16 protein-coding genes and 1 pseudogene are annotated in these 22,610 nt (G+C 45.9%); 5 read left to right on the forward strand and 12 right to left on the reverse strand.

Annotated elements, in window-relative coordinates; translation table 11 throughout:
• Positions 1 to 176 precede the first annotated feature (176 nt).
• Positions 177 to 611: a thioredoxin TrxC gene (gene trxC, locus NL643_RS16515; RefSeq protein WP_005394579.1), complete on the reverse strand. Its 435-nt coding sequence runs from the start codon at positions 609 to 611 to the stop codon at positions 177 to 179.
• A 162-nt stretch (positions 612 to 773) separates the two neighbouring features.
• Between trxC and NL643_RS16520 the strand changes: the two genes are divergently transcribed.
• Positions 774 to 1,868 carry a ketoacyl-ACP synthase III gene (locus NL643_RS16520; protein ID WP_253644837.1) on the forward strand — a complete coding sequence of 365 codons (1,095 nt, stop codon included), beginning with the start codon at positions 774 to 776 and terminating at the stop codon, positions 1,866 to 1,868.
• A gap of 86 nt (positions 1,869 to 1,954) precedes the next feature.
• On the opposite strand, the gene NL643_RS16525 is transcribed toward NL643_RS16520, so the two are convergent.
• From NL643_RS16525 to NL643_RS16570, 10 genes are all read right to left on the reverse strand, one after another.
• Entirely contained in the window at positions 1,955 to 3,280 is a 1,326-nt protein-coding gene (locus NL643_RS16525) for a DUF1501 domain-containing protein (protein WP_253644838.1), read from the reverse strand.
• Positions 3,281 to 3,289: 9 nt separating this feature from the next.
• Positions 3,290 to 4,858: a DUF1800 family protein gene (locus NL643_RS16530; protein ID WP_253644839.1), complete on the reverse strand. Its 1,569-nt coding sequence runs from the start codon at positions 4,856 to 4,858 to the stop codon at positions 3,290 to 3,292.
• A 406-nt stretch (positions 4,859 to 5,264) separates the two neighbouring features.
• Positions 5,265 to 6,527: a hydroxymethylglutaryl-CoA reductase gene (locus NL643_RS16535; protein ID WP_253644840.1), complete on the reverse strand. Its 1,263-nt coding sequence runs from the start codon at positions 6,525 to 6,527 to the stop codon at positions 5,265 to 5,267.
• A 351-nt stretch (positions 6,528 to 6,878) separates the two neighbouring features.
• The gene (manA, locus tag NL643_RS16540; RefSeq protein ID WP_253644841.1) at positions 6,879 to 8,096 is read right to left on the reverse strand and encodes a mannose-6-phosphate isomerase, class I; all 1,218 of its coding nucleotides are present in this window, start codon (positions 8,094 to 8,096) and stop codon (positions 6,879 to 6,881) included.
• A gap of 124 nt (positions 8,097 to 8,220) precedes the next feature.
• Positions 8,221 to 9,561, reverse strand: coding sequence for an MFS transporter (locus NL643_RS16545; RefSeq protein WP_253644842.1), 1,341 nt, complete (start codon positions 9,559 to 9,561; stop codon positions 8,221 to 8,223).
• 6 nt (positions 9,562 to 9,567) lie between these two features.
• Positions 9,568 to 11,070, reverse strand: a complete 1,503-nt coding sequence (gene uhpB, locus NL643_RS16550) for a signal transduction histidine-protein kinase/phosphatase UhpB (protein ID WP_253644843.1) — start codon at positions 11,068 to 11,070, stop codon at positions 9,568 to 9,570.
• Positions 11,070 to 11,678, reverse strand: a complete 609-nt coding sequence (gene uhpA, locus NL643_RS16555) for a transcriptional regulator UhpA (RefSeq protein ID WP_253644844.1) — start codon at positions 11,676 to 11,678, stop codon at positions 11,070 to 11,072. Before uhpA ends, uhpB begins: the two co-directional genes overlap by 1 nt.
• A 138-nt stretch (positions 11,679 to 11,816) precedes the next feature.
• A complete protein-coding gene (gene uhpT / locus NL643_RS16560) occupies positions 11,817 to 13,211 on the reverse strand; it encodes a hexose-6-phosphate:phosphate antiporter (RefSeq protein WP_021707729.1) in 1,395 nt (464 codons plus the stop codon).
• A gap of 406 nt (positions 13,212 to 13,617) precedes the next feature.
• Entirely contained in the window at positions 13,618 to 14,448 is an 831-nt protein-coding gene (fdhD, locus tag NL643_RS16565) for a formate dehydrogenase accessory sulfurtransferase FdhD (protein WP_025534358.1), read from the reverse strand.
• Positions 14,449 to 14,501: 53 nt separating this feature from the next.
• The gene (locus NL643_RS16570) at positions 14,502 to 15,386 is read right to left on the reverse strand and encodes a LysR family transcriptional regulator (protein WP_005460961.1); all 885 of its coding nucleotides are present in this window, start codon (positions 15,384 to 15,386) and stop codon (positions 14,502 to 14,504) included.
• 666 nt (positions 15,387 to 16,052) lie between these two features.
• Here NL643_RS16570 and NL643_RS16575 point away from each other — a divergent pair.
• The 4 genes from NL643_RS16575 (at position 16,053) to NL643_RS16590 (ending at position 20,933) form a co-directional block, all read left to right on the forward strand.
• Complete coding sequence (locus NL643_RS16575) at positions 16,053 to 18,377, forward strand: FdhF/YdeP family oxidoreductase (RefSeq protein ID WP_253644845.1); 2,325 nt, start codon at positions 16,053 to 16,055, stop codon at positions 18,375 to 18,377.
• Positions 18,378 to 18,674: 297 nt separating this feature from the next.
• Positions 18,675 to 19,151 carry a DM13 domain-containing protein gene (locus tag NL643_RS16580; protein WP_225461107.1) on the forward strand — a complete coding sequence of 159 codons (477 nt, stop codon included), beginning with the start codon at positions 18,675 to 18,677 and terminating at the stop codon, positions 19,149 to 19,151.
• 141 nt (positions 19,152 to 19,292) lie between these two features.
• Positions 19,293 to 20,093: a PhzF family phenazine biosynthesis protein gene (locus NL643_RS16585; protein ID WP_253644846.1), complete on the forward strand. Its 801-nt coding sequence runs from the start codon at positions 19,293 to 19,295 to the stop codon at positions 20,091 to 20,093.
• A gap of 144 nt (positions 20,094 to 20,237) precedes the next feature.
• A complete protein-coding gene (locus tag NL643_RS16590; protein ID WP_047009206.1) occupies positions 20,238 to 20,933 on the forward strand; it encodes an aspartate/glutamate racemase family protein in 696 nt (231 codons plus the stop codon).
• Positions 20,934 to 21,009: 76 nt separating this feature from the next.
• On the opposite strand, the pseudogene NL643_RS16595 reads toward NL643_RS16590, so the two are convergent.
• A pseudogene (locus NL643_RS16595) lies at positions 21,010 to 22,599 on the reverse strand (FAD-dependent oxidoreductase); the annotation flags it as partial.
• Positions 22,600 to 22,610 lie beyond the last annotated feature (11 nt).

A 22,610-nucleotide genomic window follows, 5' to 3' on the forward strand; every position in this document is an offset into this window, starting at 1 on the left:
TGTTTTGCGCCTATAAGTTAAATGAAATCTATGGGTTATTCGGCGCGAATATGAGGCTAATAGTTAGGCAAGTAAAATGATTAATTTAAGTCGTTTCGACAAATAATATTTGTTAAATAGATAGGTCGATAAGTTGCATAAAAACGCCAACCTACCAGTAAGATTGGCGTGGAGAATTACTTATTAAGTGCTTGATTTAACCATTGATCAAACTGACTTTTAGGTAGCGCACCATTGATCATATCAACGCGTTGACCGTTCTTGAAAACCATGATGGTAGGAATGCTTCGAATGCCAAATTGTGCAGCGAGCGCTTGTTGTGCTTCTGTATCAATCTTTACAAAACGAGCCGTTCCTGCTTGTTCATGAGCGACATCCGAGAAAACAGGGGCAAAACCGACGCACGGATTACACCAAGGGGCCCAAAAGTCGACGACAACAGGCGTATCACTTTGTAATAGGGCAGAAAAGTTATCTTGCGTTCCTTCGATAGGCGCGCCATCAAAAAGTGCACTTTTACATTTACCGCAAGTTGCAGACTCTGCAACACGCTCATTAGGGACACGATTCAGACCGCCGCATGAAGGGCAGCGAGTTTTAAACGATGACATGACTTCTTCCTTTATTACGTATTGATGAAAACATGACTTACCAGTCAGCCTCATTATTTGTATACTTATTTTTTAACCTGCCGAAATAACGCAGAGCAGGTTTGTATTTGAGCCTAAGGTTCTAAGAAATTTTATTAAAATACAACAATAAATAGGTCTGCGATGACAAATTACTACGCTGAAATTACAGGTTGGGGGAAATGTGTTCCTCCGGCCGTGCTCTCTAACGATGATCTTAGCACTTTCCTTGATACTTCAGATGAGTGGATTCGTACCCGCACCGGTATCGAAAACCGCCGTATTAGCCATGTAAATACTTCAGACATGGCAACCGTTGCTGCCAAACACGCATTGGCGCGCGCGGGCGTTGACGCAAGCGACGTTGATTTAATCATTGTGGCGACTTGTTCTCCGGATTCACTTATTCCAAACATCGCATCTAAAATACAGCAGAACTTGGGCATTCGTTCTGCGGCGGCCTTTGATTTAAATGCCGCATGTACGGGATTTGTCTACGGCCTTGAAACGGGCACACGTTTGATTCAATCAGGTAACTATCGCAACGCGATCATTATTGGCGCGGAAAGATTGTCTTTCTACATCGATTGGGCCATGCGAGATACCGCTGTTCTATTTGGTGATGGCGCGGGCGCCGTTGTGTTATCAAGAACAGAAAAAGAAACGGGTCTACTGCAATCTCAAATTGGTTGTGACGCTAAAGGTCGCGATATTCTATCCGTGCCAAAGTTTGGTACTTGTATGGATCGCTTTGCTGAGGACAACGGTTACTGGGATTTCAACTTTGTAGGACAAGAAATTTTTAAACGTGCGGTAAAAGGCATGGGGCTAGCTGCGAAAACCGTGCTTAAAGCATCACAGTTAACTACCGACCAAATCGACGTTGTTATTCCTCATCAAGCGAATATTCGTATTATTCAAACCCTATGTGACCTATCTGGGATCCCACACGACAAAGCGTTTGTGAACATCCAAAACTACGGCAATACTTCTGCAGCGACGGTGCCAATTGCATTGTGTGAAGCGGTAGAGCAAGGCCGAGTTAACCCAGGTGATAACATGCTTCTTGCTGCATTTGGTGCGGGTTTGACATGGGGTGCGGCAGTATTGAAATGGGGTGACCGCGTAACACCAATTGGTGAAAGTGATGCGGTTCTGCCTGAATGTGAGCAATCCGCGCTAGAATTGCTTGAGCGTGCCATTAAGCTGTGTAACGAGCGTCTTCGCGACGAAGCGTAACGGACATTCAGCGGAAATGATATTGAAAAGGGAGCGTAAATGCTCCCTTTTTCATGACAAGTTAATTAAGAGCTCATTAAAGCAGCTTAAGCCATAAAGCCAAGGTTTGAATTAGCGAAGTTGCGGATATTCGGGAACACGTATTCCAATGCCGCGTTATCACTCACGCCCATCCATTGCGCGAGGGTTGAGCCCACTTGATCAGCTGCAATTTGGGGTATGAGTCGACCTTGAGAATAGTCATCGTTTCCGCCCAATACTAGTTCAGGCCATGTGCCGATAGGTCGCTGACCATTCACTGCGCCTCCAATCAATAGTTGATGACCACCCCAACCGTGATCGGTGCCGTTACCGTTGCTTGTCATCCGTCGACCAAAGTCAGACATTGTAAAAGAGGTGACTTGCTTGTTTAGCCCCAACCCTTCAATCGCACGATACATTGCTAAGAGGTTAGTCGCTAGATCTTCGAGTAGTACGGGGTGTCGAACTAATTGAGAATCGTGTAGGTCGTAGCCAGAGTGTTTAACGAAGAAGACTTGTCGTTGTTGCTTTAACACATCTTGGCTTGCTATCAATTTGTACACGGTTTGCATCTGCTTGCCGAGTGTTGATGAGGTGAACAGCGGCGCGTCATCAATATGATTGAGTTGCTCGCTTAGTACACGGCTCATCATCATCGACTCATCAACCATCAAATTAAAGTGACCACCAAACGGATTCTCTGTTTGATGAGAAAGCAGTTGGTCATAGATCCCCTTATATAGCGGGTTATCAATCGCGGTAAGCTGAACCGCACGGTCTTTTTTCAGCACGGTTTGGCGGTGTTCCATCGCGCGTAACCAAAGCGAGTTCCCGTGCACACTGTATAGTGGGGTTATTTCTGATTCAGAAGTTAATACGTCCAACATTCTGCCCGCCCAACCCAAATTGCTAGATTCTTGCATACCACCAAGTAACCAAGCGTCTGTTTGTGAATTGTGGGAAAATAGTTGCTCGGGAAGTGACGCTTCACCTAGCTCAATCGCTTGTTTTGTAACAGGATGGTTGAGAATACCGCTATTGAGCACGATATTGGCATCGCCTTGTTCGAAAATTGAAGACAGCGCCTTTAGTTTGGGGTGTAAGCCAAGTTCTACCAGATTATCCGAGCTATCGGCGGTACGCAAATTGATAGGGAGTATGTCGTCTTTGGCGACAGAAAGAGCCCCTCTGACTTTGGCATATTGGTTATAGTGCGCGTCAGACAACGGCAGTACAGTGTTGAACGCATCGTTTCCACCTGCTAAATAAACACATATTAATGCTCGAAAGTCATTAGGTGGCGCCGCGAGAGAATAACCCGGTAGACCAAGCGAAGCTAAAGCGCCCATCGATGCAGTGCTTTTTATAAAATGTCGTCGTGAAATATCCATAATCCACTCCTAATCCTGAATATAGAATTCATCGCCGGAAATGGCGGTAAAAATCACCAAGGCGAGCTTTGTTGTTGGCACATAGTCCTCACGATATTCATCTAACACGGTGAGCATGAGTTTTTTTAATTCCGCCGAGGCCGTTCCTGCAAAGAGGCGTTCGTTAACCAGCTCGACTAAGGCATCGTGATCATCCAAAAGAAGATAAAACTCGCCGAGATCGAGAGTGTAGGAATCACCGCCGCCTCTGCGAGTGCTGGTCAACATATAGTTGACCAAATCGGTATAAACGGACCAGTTCAGTAGCTCATACTCCGGAGAGCTAATACCAGACTCCGTAAACTCGTTAGATGGTTGGTAGTCAGGAGAGTAAAAATTAAATACGGAAGGAGAACGAAGAGGTCCTTGATTGGCGATATTCATCATCGTAGTAGCGTCTTCGTAACGTGTAGATTTGATTGTAAAACCCGCTGCTCGATGAAAATTAGTTAGGACCAGTATTGGCTCTTTCACTTTTATTGGCGGGGTATCTGTCATGCCTAGAGCCTCAGAATCGAGCAAGATGGCATGAATGACCGCGTTTAAATCTCCTTTTTCTCCTTCGCCATTGTTATTGAATACCGAAGCAACACGTGCGATGTACTCCGGACTTGGATTCGAAGTTACAAAACGTTGGATAAGTAGCTTAGAAACAAACGGCGCCATGTTTGGATGAGACATCAAAATATCGATCACTTTTGAAAGCTCTTCTTGCGCAGTTAAACCAGCAGGAATTGTGTTACCAAGCAATCGTTTCTCGCCATCATCGTGTCGGTGGCTGATGACTCGCATCGGTTCGACAAACGCTAAATCGGCATTTTTCCACCCAGTTAATGCTCGAGCGAGCTCTTGAATATCCGTTTGGGTATATGTGGGGATAGGCTTACCCGTTGTACGATCAAGCTTTTTACTGCCATCGATATTCAGTTCATACAAGCCTAGGGTGAACAACTGCATCAACTCTCGAGCGAAGTTCTCATCAGGTAATGCACCCGTCGTGTTGTTCTCTTTTGCGCTACCGAGCATGGACAAATAGCTGCCCATAACAGGATGAATGGAAACGTCATATAATAAATCTCGGTAGTTGCCAAAAGCGTTAGCAATCAATACATCATAGTAGTCGACTAGACCAGTGGGCTTACTGGAAAGGACACCGCCATAGCGAGAGACCACTAAGATCTGGCTTAATGCATACGCCATGCGTTGTCTGAGTTGATCATCAGCAGTAATAACAATTTGATACCAAGCGTTTTCTCGATTGGATTGTGCGCCTTTGGAAAAAGGTGTCCGATAGAGCGGTTGATGAAAGGTGGCAGGAAGGTAGATTTGTTGAGATATCCAACTTTCCATCCCGACTTCTTCTACCTCATCAATTAATGTTGGTGTTGGCCCAAAAGTGCTTTGATAGAGGAAACGCGCAACGGTTTGATCGGAGGGCGTTAGTTCCATTTTTGCTGGTGCTGAAGGGACGTAACTTAGTAATAAGATAATCAACCCTAGTACCCAACAAGAGATTTCATTCTGTTTCTGACGTCTCATAGTTAACTCGCTTACCCGAGGGAACGACTTAAATCCATTTAACGGGAGTGATTAAGCTCATTTGAGCTAAATAATAAATTTAGAAAAATCAAGCAGCTGCAGGAACGAGTATAGTCTCTATAAGTGACTAACAAAAAACTCAATCTATGAATTTGGTACTTTAGTGCTAGATGTTTTTGATATTTATTTAGGTAACGTACTGATATTTAATATTGCGTGAGAATAGGGTCAAACAGTGATATAGCGAGGAATGTGTGGTGATACTGCAATAATGCGGTCAACGTGAGAGTGGTGTAATCATTAAGTCTACAATACAACTTAAACTAATTTATGAGCTAATAAATAAAGTTGCTTTATTGGCACAAGAGAAAACCGCATGGGTGTTCTCTTGTACAAAGTAAAAGGATTATTTTCTAGCAAGTTTATGGTGAGCTCGGGAGAAGTGATCGGCACAAAATGCGCCCACAATCGAGAGTTCGCCAGCCAGACAAAGCGCAGCTGCGACTTCGGCTAACGCTTTCGCATTGCCGTTGCCGTGCAAACCCAAAATATCCAAACATGCTTTTTGCGTTGGAAGGTCAGTGCCCCCGCCAACCGTTCCCACCATGATGTTTGGCAAGGTCACGCACGCGTATAAGTTGCCTTGAGCGTCCACATCCATACGAGTGATGCCAATGGCAGACTCTGCAACGCAAGCGGCATCTTGACCACAAGCAATGTAAAGCGCGGCAAGGGCGTTTGCGTAATGCGCGTTGACACCAATTGTCCCGCTGAGTAAACCGCCCACTGTGGTCATTTTGCCAAATTGAACCATAGACTCTGGTGTTGTATGCAGATATTTTTCCACCAACTCAGCAGGAATGGTCACTTCGGCGGATACTTTTTTACCGCGTACCGAGCGCAGTGTGTGCGCGTTTGGTTTTTTGTCGCCTGATAAGTTGCCATCCAAGAAGGCTTGAGTTGGTTTGATTGGGCTGGTCGCCAAAATATGATGGAACACTTCGTTTGTTGCGATGGTCACCATGTTTTGTCCGGATGCGTCACCAGTCACGTATTCAAAGACCAAATAAACGTGGTTTCCTTCGATATTTACATTGATGTCTTTGAGTTTGCCATGTGAGGTGGTGGATTCCGCTATTTGACGAAATGCGTCAAACTGGGTCACAACCCAACTGACGAACTGGCCAGCGTCGGCAAGGTTATTAAAGGCGAACACTGGCGTTCGGCTCACCCCTTCACTCAGCAACAATGCGCTCGCGCCACCAGCGGCGGTAATAAGATTTGCGCCACGGTTGTAGGAAGCGACTAACGCGGCTTCTGTCGTTGCGAGCGGAACCAAAAAGTCATCGTTCGCATACAAACCATTGACGCGCAAAGGGCCTGCGATGCCGACCGGCACATTGACAGTACCAATGAAGTGCTCGATGTTGTTGGAGTAAGCGTCGCAATGTGACTGCGTGAAAGGATCAAGAAGATGATCTTTATTGGTCACGTGTTCCAATACTTGCCAACGGCGCGCCAAATGCTTATCCGATAGGCCAGGGCTTAAGCAGAGACGTTTCTCTGGCTTGTGAAACTTCGGTTCTAATGCCGATTGAATCTTACTGCTGGTTTCGATATCGGAAAGGGCGGAGCTTTGAACAGGGTTATCTTGGTTTAACTTCGGCATACAAACGTTAACTGAAAAATCGAACCAGAGATTGTAGTGATTGAGGCTTTGATTACAACGTTGATTATACGTTTTGCAACAAATACCACTGTGTGAGCGCCTTTGTTATCCAAGTGATTTGATATTGGAGCGGAGAATTTACCGGAAATAAATGGGTTTTGACAATGAGTGCTGTAGTGAACAGAAGAATCGGGGGGTAGAGAACTTAGATGGCTTAGGCCGCTGCGGATTTGAGTCGAAAAAATGTAAGCATGAGTGCCTTAAAAGCGGACTGGCTCAATCTATGAAAGGAATCAATTGTCTAACCCAGTCCCTTGGGTCAGACGCTAGTTTGAATCAGTTGTTAACAAACTAGTTGAATGCGCGAGCCACGCGTCCCGCACTTTGAATGCGATAATGGCCAACGTAAGCAGGAACAAATACAGATTGTCCTTTCGCGGCGGTTAATGTCTCACCGTTATCACTGATGAGTGTCAGGTCGGCATCAATCGCCATCAAAATCTCTGCGCTGTTTGCCTCAACCACTTCATTGTTCGGTTGGTTAAGAATGCTGAAACTAAAGTCTGCCACTGGAACGGGGTAAAGGCTCTGGCAACCATTTGCATTGGGTTCAAGAACAAGGCTGTTAAACGGCTTAGGCACAAAGTCTGTGCATTTAACCAGTTCTTCAACATCCATGTGTTTCGGCGTGAGTCCTGCACGCAAAACGTTATCTGAGTTCGCCATGATCTCTAATCCCGTACCTTTAATGTAAGCGTGTGGCGTCCTTGCGCTCAGGAACATCGCTTCGCCAGGTTGCAGCGTGATGACATTCAACAGCAATGGCGCAAACAAGCCGACATCGCCGGGATATTGAGTGGATAGGTCCAAGATGAGCTGGAAAACATTGCTGTCAGTGCCTTGTTCCGATTGACGTGAAGCGTGGGCAAGAAGCTGTTTCAGTGCTCGCTCTTTTGTTTCTCCTTCCATGGTCAGAATGTGCACAAAGAAATCTCGCAAACCTTGTGAGTTGATTTCGCGTTTGAATGCATCTAATGGCGCGCGTAGCTCATCGATATCACAAAGGCTAAATGCCTCAATAATCTCGCCATACGAGCGAAAACCGTTCATGGCTTGGTAACTTGTCAGTGCGTATACCAACTCAGGCTTGTGATTTGGATCCTTGTAGTTACGATGGCTCGCGTTTAGTGGGATGCCAGCACTTTGCTCTTTTTCGAAGCCTATTTCGGCATCTTGTTTGCTTGGGTGAACTTGAATCGACAGTGCATGTTCGGCCGCTAAGATCTTAAACAGAAAGGGCAGGTCGCCAAATTTCGCTGCGGTTTCTGCTGATAAGTAAGCGGGTTGGTTTTGTTTGATCAGTTCAGACAAAGGCAGCGTGTTTTGCTCAATCTGAACTTCAGAGCAGCCGTTTGGGTGAGTCCCCATCCATACTTCTGCTTGAGGCTCATTCGTTTCGTTAGAAAAGCCAAACAAATCGTGAATAGAAGAGGTGCTTCCCCAAGCGTAGTTTTGGATTTTGTTGTTCATTTGAAAGAAGCTATGCGATGAAATAGTGTTCAAATTCATGAATTTTTCCCATAGTTAACCCTCCGAACTTAATCGGAAGAAAAATTGAGCAGAGATACGTTAAATAAGGAGGGCGAGCGCGGTTAGGTCACTCGCCAATTTGCCCGAAGGGCGATAAGTCGATTTACAACCGAGGTTTTGGTTCGAGTGGTTTTCGTGATGGTTGCGCTTGCAAAAATGGCAGCAATAAAAGGCCAATGACGGCTGCACAAACTGAAATGGTGATGAAGAAACCCGTCCAATGATATTCTTCAAGAATTAACGCCAATGGATAACCAGACAATGCTGCGCCCATGTAGGCGAACAAGCCCACGAATCCTGTCGCCGCGCCGGCAGAATCTTTGTGAGAGCACTCCGCCGCTGCCATACCGATCAGCATTTGTGGCCCAAAGACAAAGAAGCCGATGGAGAACAATCCCGCGGCTTGGAATGCAAAGTTGGTCAGGGGCATCAGCCAAAGCGCAGAGACAGATAAGAAAATCCCAATCGCGAACAGCAAGTTCATTGGCCCACGGTTACCGCCAAAGAGTTTGTCTGAGCCCCAACCTGCAACCAATGAACCAACAAAACCACCGATTTCAAACATCGACAGAGCAGCGTTGGCGTTAATCAGGCTATAGTGATGCTGCTCGGTTAAATACAGGTTTCCCCAGTCGTTGATTGCGGTTCGGACGATGTAAACCAACACATAACTGAACGCGAGTAGCCAGATATATTTGTTGTTAAATACGTACGATTTCAGAATTTCGCGGTAGGTGAGGCCACGTCCGTAATTTTCTTGCGCAAGTTCTAGTGCGTCGTTGCGCCATTGTCCGACACTTGGTAAGCCCATTGTTGTGGGTTTGTCGCGCAATCGCCAACAAACGAATAGACCGAGAAATACCCCGATGATGCCGGGTAGAATAAAGCCTTCACGCCAGCTGTAGTGTAACGTTAAATAGCCCACCCAAATAGGGATCAGCGCGCCACCAACGTTGTGTGCGGTGTTCCAAATCGCCCATAAGAAGCCACGCTCGGAGCGTGAATACCAAGTGGTTAGCAGCTTGGAGCACGAAGGCCAGCCCCAGCCTTGGAACCAAGCGTTTAAGATCCACAGAGTAATGAAAGCTGCGAGTGAGCTAGAAAAGCCGAACGCGATGTTGACCAGACCTGTCGCAATCAAGCCTAGCCCCATGAAATAACGAGGGTTAGAGCGATCTGAAATCGTACCTGAAATAAACTTCGAGCAGCCGTAAGTAATGTAGAAAAGCGTACCGATAAGACCCAAATCGCCTTTATCTAAGCCAAGATCGGTAATCATCGCTGGTGCGGCGTAGTTAAAGGTCTTACGGGTAAAGTAAAAACCTGCGTAGCCGATGTACATCCCCAACATAATATGCAAACGCCAATGGCGGTAACGCTGGTCGATTTGCTCTTTGCTCAGACTCGGTTGAGTAAATTTAGGTGAACGTAAAAATCCAAACATCTTGAGTTACACCTTAGGTAAAGTAATGCTGATTTGTGTGCCAATCACTTGATCGCTGGTGGAGTAGATAACCATTTTTCCACCTAACGCGTGCACACGCTCTTGCATGCCGCGAACGCCCATGCCTTTCATGCTGTCCTGAACTTTGAAACCGACACCATCATCGTGAATCATCAGTGACACCGCAGCTTCTCCAATTGTCAGTTCAATACTGATCAACTGCGCTTCTGCATATTTGGCGGCGTTATTCAATGACTCTTGGCATAAACGGAATAGGGTTACTTTGAGTGTGTCACTCAGGCTGGTGTAATCGCCTTGCCAGTTCAGTTGAACAGTCGTTCCGTGATTGGCGAATTCCATTTCTCGCGTTAGTTGCTCGACGGATTCTTTTAAGTCCAAATCATCCAGCATTTTTGGTCTTAGCTTGCTTAACAGTCGCTTAGTGGTGTCGTACACGTTGAGGGAAAGCCCTTCGATCATGTCGGCGCAACCCACGCTTGTTTCTGCGTTATTTACTCGCTTAATGATGTTGGCTTGTGTGCGGATCGCCGTGATGTTCTGGCCGATTTCGTCATGTAGCTCGCGCGCAATATCGCGTCTTACGGATTCTTCCGCTTTGATAAGCTGGCGAGACAAATTCTGATTGCGTGCAAGTTCGCCGCGCAGTTTGTGATTGAGGTCTTTTTGTTTCTGAACCCCTAAGCCGAGCATAATGCCGGTGATGGTTTGCGCCGAGAGAGATAATAACAAATCGGTGATTTCTAGATTCGATACGCCGCTACGAGCCGCAATCAGCGCAATGCTGTTGAGCATGGTGGCGAGTAGGGCACCTTGCCAGCCGTAACGCAGAGCAAGCACGATGATTGGAATCGCCATACAAAATGGCGCAAATCGTTTTAGCTCTTCAGGCAAACTGGTTTGCACCAAAATACTGCCGATCAAAAGCAGCGCATAAAGCACGATATGACGCACCTGAAATACAACGGCATTACTAAGTAGGAGAGAGCTAAGCGGAGACCAACGACTTTGGAACAAATAACTCCATAACAAGTAGCATATAGGCACCACGAGCAAGCCTCCAGAAATGCTAGCCAGCCACACCATGTAAACCGAAGGAACGTGAAAACCAACGGCCATCACATTAATAAACGCGCTAATGATAATGACAACGCTCATCACGGCTAAATGGCGGTTTTGGTCTCCGTAGTAATATTTTTTCGCAATCAGAGTGACCGGGATACTGGCAATGCTCGCAATCAGCACGGTAAGCCACTGTGGTTGACCCAGTAACATCGCAAGAGCGATGGAAAGCCCCCACTCCGAAAGGTAAATCGTCGGCCAATAAGCGGTGCGAGTGTGCAGGGCGACACCTAATCGTAAAGCGAAAGGAAACAATAAGATCGCCAGCTCGGGATCATTGACAAAGTAATAGGCAATCACCCACAAGCAGAACCAGGCGCAAGCCATAACAAAAAGTCCGCAAATGGTGGTAACAGCATAAGCTCGCATTAAAAGGACTCTTGAGAAAATAGTTTGGCGAGCTCAACGTTGTTTTTCACGCCGAGTTTGTCGATGGCATTTGCACGATGAACATGCACGGTCTTGTGGCTCAAGCCAAGCTCTGCCGCGACTGACTTTACATCTAACCCGGTAGCAAGTAGCTGACATACCTCGTTTTCACGTTTTGTCAGTTGGCATAGAGAGGTGGTGTTGTCGCTAGGCGTTGCAAGTTTAAGTGCAATATCTGATGTGAGGTAACAGCCGCCAGAAGCACTGGTTCTCACGGCTTGAATAAGTTCGTCTGGGCTACAGCGTTTACTAAGATAGCCTTTTGCTCCTAGCTTTAGTGATTTTTCCACCATCGCAGGGGAGTCATGCACGCTAAGCATCACGCAGGCAATGCCAGTTGGTATTTCGCTAAGAAAGTTTAAGCCGCTTTCATCTGGCATGGAAATATCTAGGATGACGACGTGTGGGTGTACCGAAGGCAAGCCTGTGCGTGCTTCTGCGACAGAGCCGAACTCACCAACAACGGTAATATCACTTTCTAAATTTAATAATTGTGCGAAACCCGAACGCACGATGACGTGATCATCAACTATAGCAACATGAATCATTATTACAACCAAATAGAGCAGACGACTAACAACAACAAGCTCCAACAGGAGCCAATAGAAAAATCTTTAATGATACTGAATTGAACCATGCTTTTTAATGATCTTGCGCGCTTTACCGAAGTAAAGCGCGCAGAGAAGTTAGGCTTGGTTTTGTGCAAGTTGAAGCTTCTTCGCGTGTCGAATCTTCTTCTCTTCCGCGATAGCGACGAAAGCAAGCAAAACAATACAAATCATGGCGGAGGTATCTAGGGCTGCGAAGGTACCTTTCCAACCTGTTAAGCCGAAGATAGGTGTACCGTCTGCAATCATACCGAGACCAAGTTTCGCGAAGCTGTCACCGATTAGGTAAGCGAATGTACCTTTTACGCCGTCAGCCACACTGATTGCTTTTTTAGGGACAAAACCAACCGCGGCAACACCGATAAGAAGTTGCGGACCAAACACCAAGAAGCCCAATACAAATAGAGAGGCCAAGTACATGAACTCGCTAGTGGCGTGCTGGTAGAACTCAAGCGATACGATGATCAAACCAAGAGACACACAAGCAACCAATGCGCGGCGACCGTTTGCTAGGTCAGATAAGTAACCCCACATCAAAGTACCCACAAGCGCACCGACTTCGAACAGAGTAAAGCCAGAGATTGCCGTTTCTTTTGACAGACCAAGCTCTTGGTACGCGTATACCGTTGACCATTGGTCGATACCGATGCGAACGATGTAAAGGAAGATGTTGGCAAAGCAAAGTAGCCAGATAACTTTGTTTTTAAGAACGTATTCAACAAAGATTTCTTTTTTGGTCATCTGGTTTTCTTCAGCGGCGGTGTCTTCTTCACTCACTGCTTCATCGAAAAGTTCTTCTACTTTACCTAGACCGTAAGCTTCTGGAGAGTCGCTACCAAAGCGCATACCGATAAAGCCAACGATGATCGCGATGATAGAAGGGAAAACGAACATGCCGATTACGTGGCCGTCGAATAGGTAGTTAGCACCGAAAAGAGCAACACCCGCTGCGCCCGCACCACCAACGTTGTGTGACATGTTCCACAAACCTAGGTAAGAGCCGCGTTTGTTACGAGGTGTCCATTTTGTAATGGTTGAGTAACTAGAAGGGCCACCAGTACTTTGGAAGAAACCACTTAGAGCGTAGAAAGCCACCATCAAGAACAGGCTTGCACTACCGCCGCCCATGCTGAAGCTGAAACCAAGCATTGCAAGACCAGAAAGGATCAGCATAAAAGGGAGGAATTGCTTGGTGTTCTTACCGTCAGCGTAGTAAGACACAACGGTTTTACCGATGCCGTATGTGATGGAGAAGCCAAGGCCAATAAGACCTAGGTCTGTCATACTCAAACCGTAAGTTGAGATCATGTCGTTTTGCGCGACATTGAAGTTCTTACGAATCAAGTACATGGTTAGGTAGCCGATGAATACGACCAAGTAAGATTGGATGAACGGTTTAAACCACATCTTTCTTCTAACTTCGACAGGAAGATCGAGGGTCGGCTTCCGCACCTGTTCGAGGAATTTTAACATGATGAACTCTCTTGTAATTGTTTTAGAAACACAACGGAGACCGTTATGCGCTCTTGTTACCTTTGACTGAGCGGAATTCTAGAGAGTGGTTTTGTGAGGCACATGAGATGGTTGCCTAGATCGGCTAGGAAAAATTCCTAGAAATGCCTAGGAAGGCGGAAAAGCGTGAAAAGAGTCACACAAAATCCTTACTAATTTATGGGTTTTTGACAGGGTTCTTATCGGATTGGAAAGCGTTCAAATGCAAACCGATTAATATGCATAAGCTTAGTGCTGACAAGGGGTGAGCACGTTTGGTTGGACAGAATAGTGTCTTGTCGCTAAGTATCAATTGGGAACGAGAAGCAAACAACAGAGACCCGGAGGTCTCTGTTAGAAATATTAGGAATTCGGCTAAGTTGACGTGTTAAGGCGCAGGGCTGTATAGACGCGGCGAGCCGTGTTTTGGTAAGTGAATTAGGTTCAAATGGTTTCTTCTTGCCCATTCGACGGTTAACGCTGTAGGCGCAGATAAGCAAACCAGAGTGGGGATACGCGCGCGAACGGCTTTGTGGATCAACTCCAAGCTGCAACGGCTTGTCATGATTGCGAAGCCACTTTGAGGCTCGATGTGATTGTTGGCCAATGCGCCAATCAACTTATCTAGCGCGTTGTGACGGCCGATGTCCTCTCGGCACAACTTGATGTTGCCTTGTGAATCTGCAAATAAAGCGGCGTGTAACGCGCCAGATTCACGTGCGGCTTCTTGATGCAGTGCGACTTTGTCTCGCAGCCCTTCGAATACATCGGAGCGCGGAGGAAGAGACGGTGTCAGCGGCGCCAAATCAGGCAAAGCTTGTTCCAGAGCCTCGACGCCACAAATGCCGCATCCGGTTGTGCCAGCAAGATTTCGGCGTTGTGTTTTTAATGCCCAGAAAGCGCGGTTGCTGATTTCCACTTCCGCATAGTGAGATTCGTGATCGCCACCAATTTCAATGTCTTTGATCTCTTTGAAGTCGTGGACGATGCCTGTGCTTAGGCTAAATCCTTTCACGAAGTCTTCCAGATGGCCTGGCGTCACCATCATGACCGCTTGGCTAATGCCGTTGTAGCTGATAGCTAAGGCGGATTCACTCGCCAGCGACATTTGTTGCACTGGGCGGCCATCAATCAATTCTCGGTAATTGAACGCACTTGGTTGAGGTGGTGCTTGATTGAAATCGGACAGTTCAAAATAAGATTGAGTAGTACATCTCATGAAATCACCTCATAAGCCGTTATGTATGCCAAACATTGACGTGTGGATTCTTGTTATCGATTAAATATGTTTTTTGCTTCTGCGAAGCACTGATCGGTTAGCGCGGAGAAGGGTTCTTGTTTTCGCTTTAACAAACCTAGTGGGGCGTGAACGGCGGCTTCTTCGATAGGGATAATGCGAAGCGTATCGTTCAACTCTTCCAATCCACAATTCAGCGGCATAATGGCGCAACAAAGGCCACTGGTTACTGCTTGGATCAAGTGAAAGGTTGAGTTACTTTCAATGACGGTTTGCGGAACCAGCCCTTTACTCACAAAGCTAAGATCAATGGAGTGGCGATAGTGCATACCCTTTGAAAGCAGCCCTAGCGGAATGTTATTGAGTGACTCCCACAACACTTCAGATTCGGCAAAATCAAAATGACGCTCATCGAATAAAACGCCAAGCTTGGTCGAATCTAGCTCGATAACATCGAAGTAAGCGGTGTTAACTTGATCGACATAACACATCCCCAAATCAAGTTGATTTCGATTGAGTTGGTCTATGATCTGTTCGGTCGTCATGGAGAGTATTTGAAAGCGTAACTCAGGGAACTGTTGAGCTAATGGTTTGAGCAATTGCATCGGGTTTTGGCTGGCGAGTGGCACCATTCCAAGCCGAAGAGAGCCTACCAACTGACCACGGCAGTTGGCGGCTTCGGCTTGCAATCCATCATGAGCGGCTAAGACGGTTTTTGCCCAAGCTAAAATGCGTTCTCCTGCTTCAGTAAACCCTTCAAATCGTTGACTTCTTTGGATTAATTCGAGATCGAGTTCTTCCTCTAAGCTTCGGATTCTCATGGACAAGGTAGGCTGCGTAATGTGGCACAATGCGGCGGCTTGACCAAAGTGTTTGGTCTGTTCAAGTGCGATGAGATATTTAAGTTGTTTGATATCCATAATGGCTTGTTAACCTTGCGTTGTGAGTCACATGTACGAGGGAACTCCCTAAAAAGGGCACAGCACTACCGTACTTTTTAAGCGCTGGAGCGTTTTAACTGGGGAATGAAAAACCAAAACCAAGTCAAGAATAAAACCACACTTAAAATTGATCTGAATCAAGGCTATTCCTGATATTCATTAGGGTCAAATTTAAAGTATCTATAGTGTGATAGATATTATCTATTATCAAGAGGGCCGATTTTATTGAGTTCGTTAAGCGAGCTAGGTGGAATCGAATGGGAAAACGATTAACCTCATAAACTGTATTGATTAAAAATGTGATGAGCGTCAGTGGAAAAATTCGTCATAGATTTTGTTTATCACTCGGTCAGGATTATCAATTGGACGCATATTGAATAACGACTTAATCTTTGATTTAGATCAAGGCGCAACAATGCGAATTGAATCTAACAGTCTTAGAAACAGTAGGCGGGTATCCGATATCAAGAATCTAGATAAGTAAACGCTCGGACAAGCGAGAGCATGTTGAGTAGTTACTTATTTGGATTAAAAAATACATGGATTAGAAACTAAGCCCTTCAATACTTCCGCATTATCTCAATAAATAACGCGCTTGTTTTCACGGGCACCCTGCTTGCTGGTATATCTGCGAGGAGTAAAGTCGTGAGCCAAAAAGAACAAATAAAAGCATACAAAGGTCCAGCTGGTGGTTGGGGTGCACTGAAAGCCGTAACCAGAAGTTGGTGGGGCAGTGAAAATGCAGTTAAAAACATTCGCACTATGCTCAAAACCAACCAAAATGGCGGTTTCGACTGTCCGGGATGTGCATGGGGCGAGTCGCCAGATAGTGGTAAAGTCAATTTCTGTGAGAATGGCGCGAAAGCGGTAAACTGGGAGGCGACCAATCGTCTGGTTGATCCTGAGTTTTTTGCCAATCACAGCGTTTCATCTCTCTCAACGCAAACCGATTACTGGTTGGAATACCAAGGCCGTATCACGCACCCAATGCGATACGATGCCGAGTCCGACCACTATGTACCTGTCTCTTGGGATGAGGCTTTTTCTCTTGTGGCTAAACATCTCAATCAATTGGATTCACCGCACCAAGCGGAGTTTTATACCTCTGGTCGTGCAAGCAACGAAGCGGCGTTTTTGTATCAGCTATTTGTCCGCGCATTCGGTACCAACAACTTCCCAGATTGTTCCAACATGTGTCACGAAGCCAGTGCAATAGGGATGAAAGACACCATTGGTGTTGGTAAAGGCACAGTGATCTTTGATGATTTTGAAGAAGCTGATGCGATTTTCGTGATTGGTCAAAACCCGGGCACGAACCACCCACGAATGCTTGAACCTCTACGCGAAGCGGTAAAACGTGGTGCACAGGTTATCTGTCTAAACCCGCTGAAAGAGCGCGGATTAGAGCGTTTCCAAAACCCACAAATGCCGATTGAGATGTTGAGTAACGGCTCAGAGCCTACCAACACGGCGTACTTGCGTCCTGCTTTGGGCGGAGACATGGCAGTGTTTCGTGGCATCGCGAAATTCTTGTTGCAATGGGAGCGAGAGGCATTGCAAAACGGTGGCAAAGCGGTCTTTGACCGTGAATTCATCAAACAACACACGATAGGTATTGATGAGTATTTGGCTGAAGTGGACGCAACCTCTTGGGAACACATCGCGGAACAATCGGGTCTTGATTTAAGTGAAATCGAGATGGTGGCGAGCATGTATCGACGTGCAGAACGTGTGATCATGTGTTGGGCGATGGGGTTGACTCAGCATCGTCACTCTGTGCCAACCATTAAAGAAGTCGCAAACGTGCAAATGTTACGAGGTAACGTTGGTAAGCCGGGCGCGGGTCTTTCACCAGTGCGTGGTCACAGTAACGTTCAGGGCGACCGTACGATGGGTATTGATGAAAAACCTTCAGATCTGTTGTTGGATCGAATTGAAAGTCGATTTAACTTTGCCGTCCCGCGTGGTGAAGGCCACAACACTGTGCAAGCCATTAAAGCGATGGAAGAAGGGCAAGCGAAAGTATTTATCGGTTTGGGCGGTAACTTTGCACAAGCAACGCCAGACACAGAACGTACGCACAACGCGATGCGAAACTGTAATTTAACCGTACACATTTCGACGAAGTTAAATCGTTCTCACCTTGTCACAGGTAAAGATGCGATTATTCTTCCATGCTTAGGCCGTACCGAGATTGATCAGCAAGCGACTGGCCCACAAGGCGTGACGGTTGAAGATACCTTCAGCATGGTGCATATCTCATTTGGTCAGCTAAAACCGCGTTCGGAGCATTTGCGTTCAGAACCAGCGATTATTGCCGGTATTGCCAATGCTACACTCGGGGCAAAACCAATTGATTGGTTGTGGGCGATTGAAGATTACGACCGTATTCGCGATTTGATTGCCGACACGACTCCGGGCTTTACCGACTTTAACCATAAGCTTAAACACCCGGGTGGATTCCACTTGGTAAACCCAGCTGCCGAGCGTCGATGGAATACACCAAGCGGCAAAGCACAGTTCAGCTCTAGTGAGTTGCCGAAACAGTTGATCAGCGAAGCGATACTCGAAAAAGGCCAAAAGCCAGATTTGATCTTGCAAACCATGCGCTCACACGACCAATACAATACGACACTTTACGGCTTAAATGATCGTTATCGTGGTGTATTTGGTATGCGCGAAGTACTGTTTATCAATGAAGCGGATATTCGTAAACTCGGATTTGAACCGGGCGATAAAGTGGACATGGTGTCATTATGGGAAGATGGCGTAGAGCGTCGCGTGAGCGGATTTACGCTTGTTGCCTATGATGTGCCAGCAGGTCAGGCGGCGGCTTACTATCCAGAAACGAACCCATTGGTTCCTTTAGATAGTTATGGGGATAGAACATTTACGCCAACCTCTAAGTTTATTGCGATCAAATTGGAAAAATCGACATCCGATAAGATCGCTTTGGTGGAAGCAGAATAGTTCCCAAACCAGCACAACGACATTCCCGATAAGCAAACGGCTGATATCAATTATCAGCCGTTTTTAATTGCTCACTTTGCCTTTAGATCATTTCGTCGAAGGCATGTAGGGGGCTGAATTAAAATAGTTATTTTCGTTAGTAACGGGCTTATTGGATAGCACTCTAAAAGGCAGCAATTAAGGCGCATTGGTCCAGCTTGTGTATAATATTAATGAAATTAGGCTATTAGACGTATAACCTGACGGATGTCTGTATTTGAGCCTAAATCTAAGCTGATGAAACTAACAAGAAGATAGATGACCTTGAAAAATATAATTAAATTAACGTTAAGCCACTTAGTGGCTGTTGCGATTGGTATTGCGATAGGTATCTATACTTTACCGATTCTTATTGCACCACCTGCGCCGACCGATGAGCAAGTTTCTGAGCGCATGCAAGGTGCAGAATACAGTGCAGTTGTCACGAGGGACCTCAAAGATAGCGACGCTTTTCATTGGGGAGAAGGTGAAATTCATTTGAGTTCCCAAGCTATTACGCTGGTAGGAAAACTCGCTCCCGGGCCTGACTATAAACTCTATTTATCTCCTAAATTTGTCGAGACTGAACAAGCGTTTAATGACCTTAAATCTGAGATGAGCTTGGTTGGTGATGTCAAAACATTCAATAACTTCGTTGTTGAGGTTCCTCAAGGGATTTCCATTTCTGAATACAATACTGTTGTTGTTTGGTGTGAAACATTCGGTGAGTTCATTACTTCGGCAAAATACCAATAAATCCCATCAGGAGAAAAAGTGGTTTCTTCTTAGTTAATAAAGGTTTACTGCTCAAATAACTGGTGCAATACATTACGTGGTACAAATGCACTAAGTGCTGCTAATGGTTCTACAGTGGTTGATAGAACTTAAGGATATTTTGTGGAAGTTAAAATTTTTCAGGTCGACTCGTTTACATCAGATGTATTCAAAGGCAATCCTGCAGGTGTGTGTATCACAGAATCAAGCCTTGATGAGGAAATGATGTTGGCCATAGCGGCAGAGATGTCGCTATCTGAAACCGCGTTTCTGTCATTAAACACAATGCAACTTCGTTGGTTTACACCTGAAACGGAAGTCGCTTTGTGTGGACATGGCACATTGGCCACGGTGCACGTGCTGAGAGAGCAAGGGTTATATAGTACAGGTGATACCATTGAGTTTGGCACGCTATCCGGCGTTTTAACTGCACAACTTGATCATGACGACATTCATTTGGTGTTTCCTGCCCCTCTTTTAGATATGCGAGCAAGTATTAACACAGATTTGCTTCACGGCTTAGGGCTCGATGTGGCTGATGTAATCGCTTATGGTCAGTTTGATAATAAGCAGTTGATCGTCATCAATGATGAGTCTTTGATAGAGCAACTCGAACCTGATTTTAGTGCGTTACTTAAACAAAAAGGTCGTGGAGTTGTTATCACTGCTCAATCAAGCACTGACGCTGATTTTGTCTCTCGTTACTTTGCCCCTTGGGTTGGTGTTGATGAGGATCCAGTGACAGGTTCTGCTCATTGCGCTTTATGTGTTTACTGGGCCAAAGAGCTCGGTAAAGCGCAATTAAAAGGCTTCCAAGCATCCAAGAGAAGTGGAGTTGTTTATACAGAATTATTGAATCCGGAATGCGTTAAGCTTTCTGGAAGTGCGGTAACAATGTTGCGAGGAGATATGAGAATTGCGTAGTCGTCCTTTTTGGTTCTCGTTTTTCTGATTGCAGGTTTATCCAGTTTTCACTAGTGACAACGCTAGAAGGCTGTCTATCCACGTGGTTGATTTTGTTTGTAAAAGCACCCCTCCCACGGTGGTGTATAACGATTGGAGGGTTATATGAAAACTATCGGTCTTCTAGGCGGCATGAGCTGGGAGTCGACGCTTAGTTATTACAAATTGATCAACGAAGGGGTTAAAGAGGCGTTAGGCGGCCTAAATTCCGCAAAAATTTGTATGTATAGCGTGAATTTTTCAGAGATAGAGAAACTTCAACACCAAGGTAAATGGGAAGAAACGGCAAGTATTTTATCTGATGCTGCATCTTCAATAGAAAAAGGGGGCGCCGATTTTATTCTTATTTGTACGAACACAATGCACAAAGTTGCTCCTCAAATTGAAGCCAGTATTAATATCCCCATACTACATATCGCAGACGCGACTGCTGAGTTACTTCGTGAGAAAGGGGTTCAAAAGGTCGGACTCCTTGGTACTCAATTCACAATGGAGCAAGACTTTTACAAAGGACGGCTTTCCGACCTCTATGGGCTGGATGTCATAATTCCCGCTCAAGATGATCGCTCTATAGTGCATAACATTATTTATAAAGAGTTATGCCAAGGTGAAATCAAAGAAGAATCGAGAACGATATACCTGCAAATTATTGAAAAACTAAAAGAGCAGGGAGCTGAAGCCGTGATTCTCGGGTGCACTGAAATTGCCTTACTTGTAAACCAAAGTCACACAGATGTTACGCTACTTGATACCACTTCTATCCATGCTCAAGCAGCAGTCCGTTTGGCGATAGAAGGTTAATGAGTTAGATTTGAGTCCATGTAAATAAACAAAAGAGAAAACCAATTCCTCGGTTTTCTCTGTTTTTATTATCCCGTTATAAGCGCGAGAATTTGAGTGTTCTGTATCCACCAATCAAGTTACGAGCTTTGTAACCATTGTTGACCAGTTGACGGTATGCCACGTTACCGCGCAAGCCTACTTGACAGTAAATCACAATCTCTTTGTCTTTGGGTAGTTCACCCATACGATGGCGTAACTGGTCAACCGGAATGTTGATTGCCCCTTCAAGATAACCAACAGACTCCAATTCACCCGGGTTACGGACGTCGAGGAGAATTTGATCTTCAGTCAGGTTGTCGATTTCATCGTAATGAATCGCCGTTGCGTCACCTTTGATGATGTTATTTGCCACAAATGCCGCTTGGTTGATCACATCTTTCGCACTGCCGTAAGGTGGCGCGTAAGTCAGTTCAAGATGCTGCAGTTGTTCAACCGTCATGCCAGCACGTTGTGCAACAGCCATAACGTCGATGCGTTTATCGATGCCATCTTTACCAACTGCTTGAGCACCTAAAATCTTGCCTGATTTTGGATCGAACAACATTTTGAACGACACCACTTCAGCGCTAGGGTAGTAACTCGCGTGGCTTGCGGTATGCACGTACACTTTGTCGTATTCGATACCAGCGCGTTTTAGTTGCTTCTCGTTTTTGCCGGTAGAAGCCACTGCAAGGTCAAAGATCTTACAAATCGCTGTCCCTTGTGTGCCTTGGTAGGTTTCTTTGCGGCCGAGCATATTGTCCGCTGCCATACGGCCTTGACGGTTTGCCGGGCCTGCAAGTGGCACTAGAGTTTGCTCGCCTGTCACGAAGTCTTTCTCTTCTATCGCGTCGCCGACAGCGTAGATCGAAGGATCGCTGGTTTGCATGTATTCGTTCGTGTAAATACCGCCTAGTGCGCCAATTTGAAGGCCAGCTTCTTGCGCCAGTTTTGTCTCAGGACGTACACCGATTGCCATGATCAGAATATCGGTAGTGAGTTTTTCACCGTTGTTCAGTGTTAACTCCAATTCACCTTCTAGGTGTTGGTGTTTCTCACTCTCACCAGAGTCGAAACTTGCAACGTGCTCGTTAGGTACGAATTTCACAGATTCAAGCGCGACGCCAAGTTTGAGGTCGACACCTTTGTCACGAATTTCTGCATGAGCAAAACCTGCCATTTCACGGTCTACTGGTGTCATGACTTGGTCTGCCATTTCGATCAGAGAGGTTTTAATGCCAAGTTGGTGGAAGGCTTCCATCATTTCTAAACCGATGAAACCGCCGCCAACAACCGTCGCATGTTCTGGTTTGTTCATTTGGATCGTTTCGATGATGCGATCCATATCTGGAATGTTACGTAGCGAGTGGGTGAGCGGGTTATCGAGGCCTGGGATTGGTGGAACAATAGGGCCTGCACCTGGGCTAAGCAGTAGGAAGTCGTATGATTCTACGTATTCAGACTCATCCAACAGGTTTTTGATGGTAACGGTTTTGTCCTGTCGGTTAATTGAAACTACTTCATTCATCACGCGAACATCAACGTTAAAGCGTGCTAAAAAGCTTTCTGGCGTTTGTAGTAGTAACTTACTGCGTTCTTGGATATCGCCGCCGATGTGATAAGGCAAGCCACAGTTGGCAAAAGTAAATTGTATGA

The organism is Vibrio sp. Y42_MX_L11 (genome assembly GCF_024181785.1).
GTDB classification, from domain to species: domain Bacteria; phylum Pseudomonadota; class Gammaproteobacteria; order Enterobacterales; family Vibrionaceae; genus Vibrio; species Vibrio diabolicus.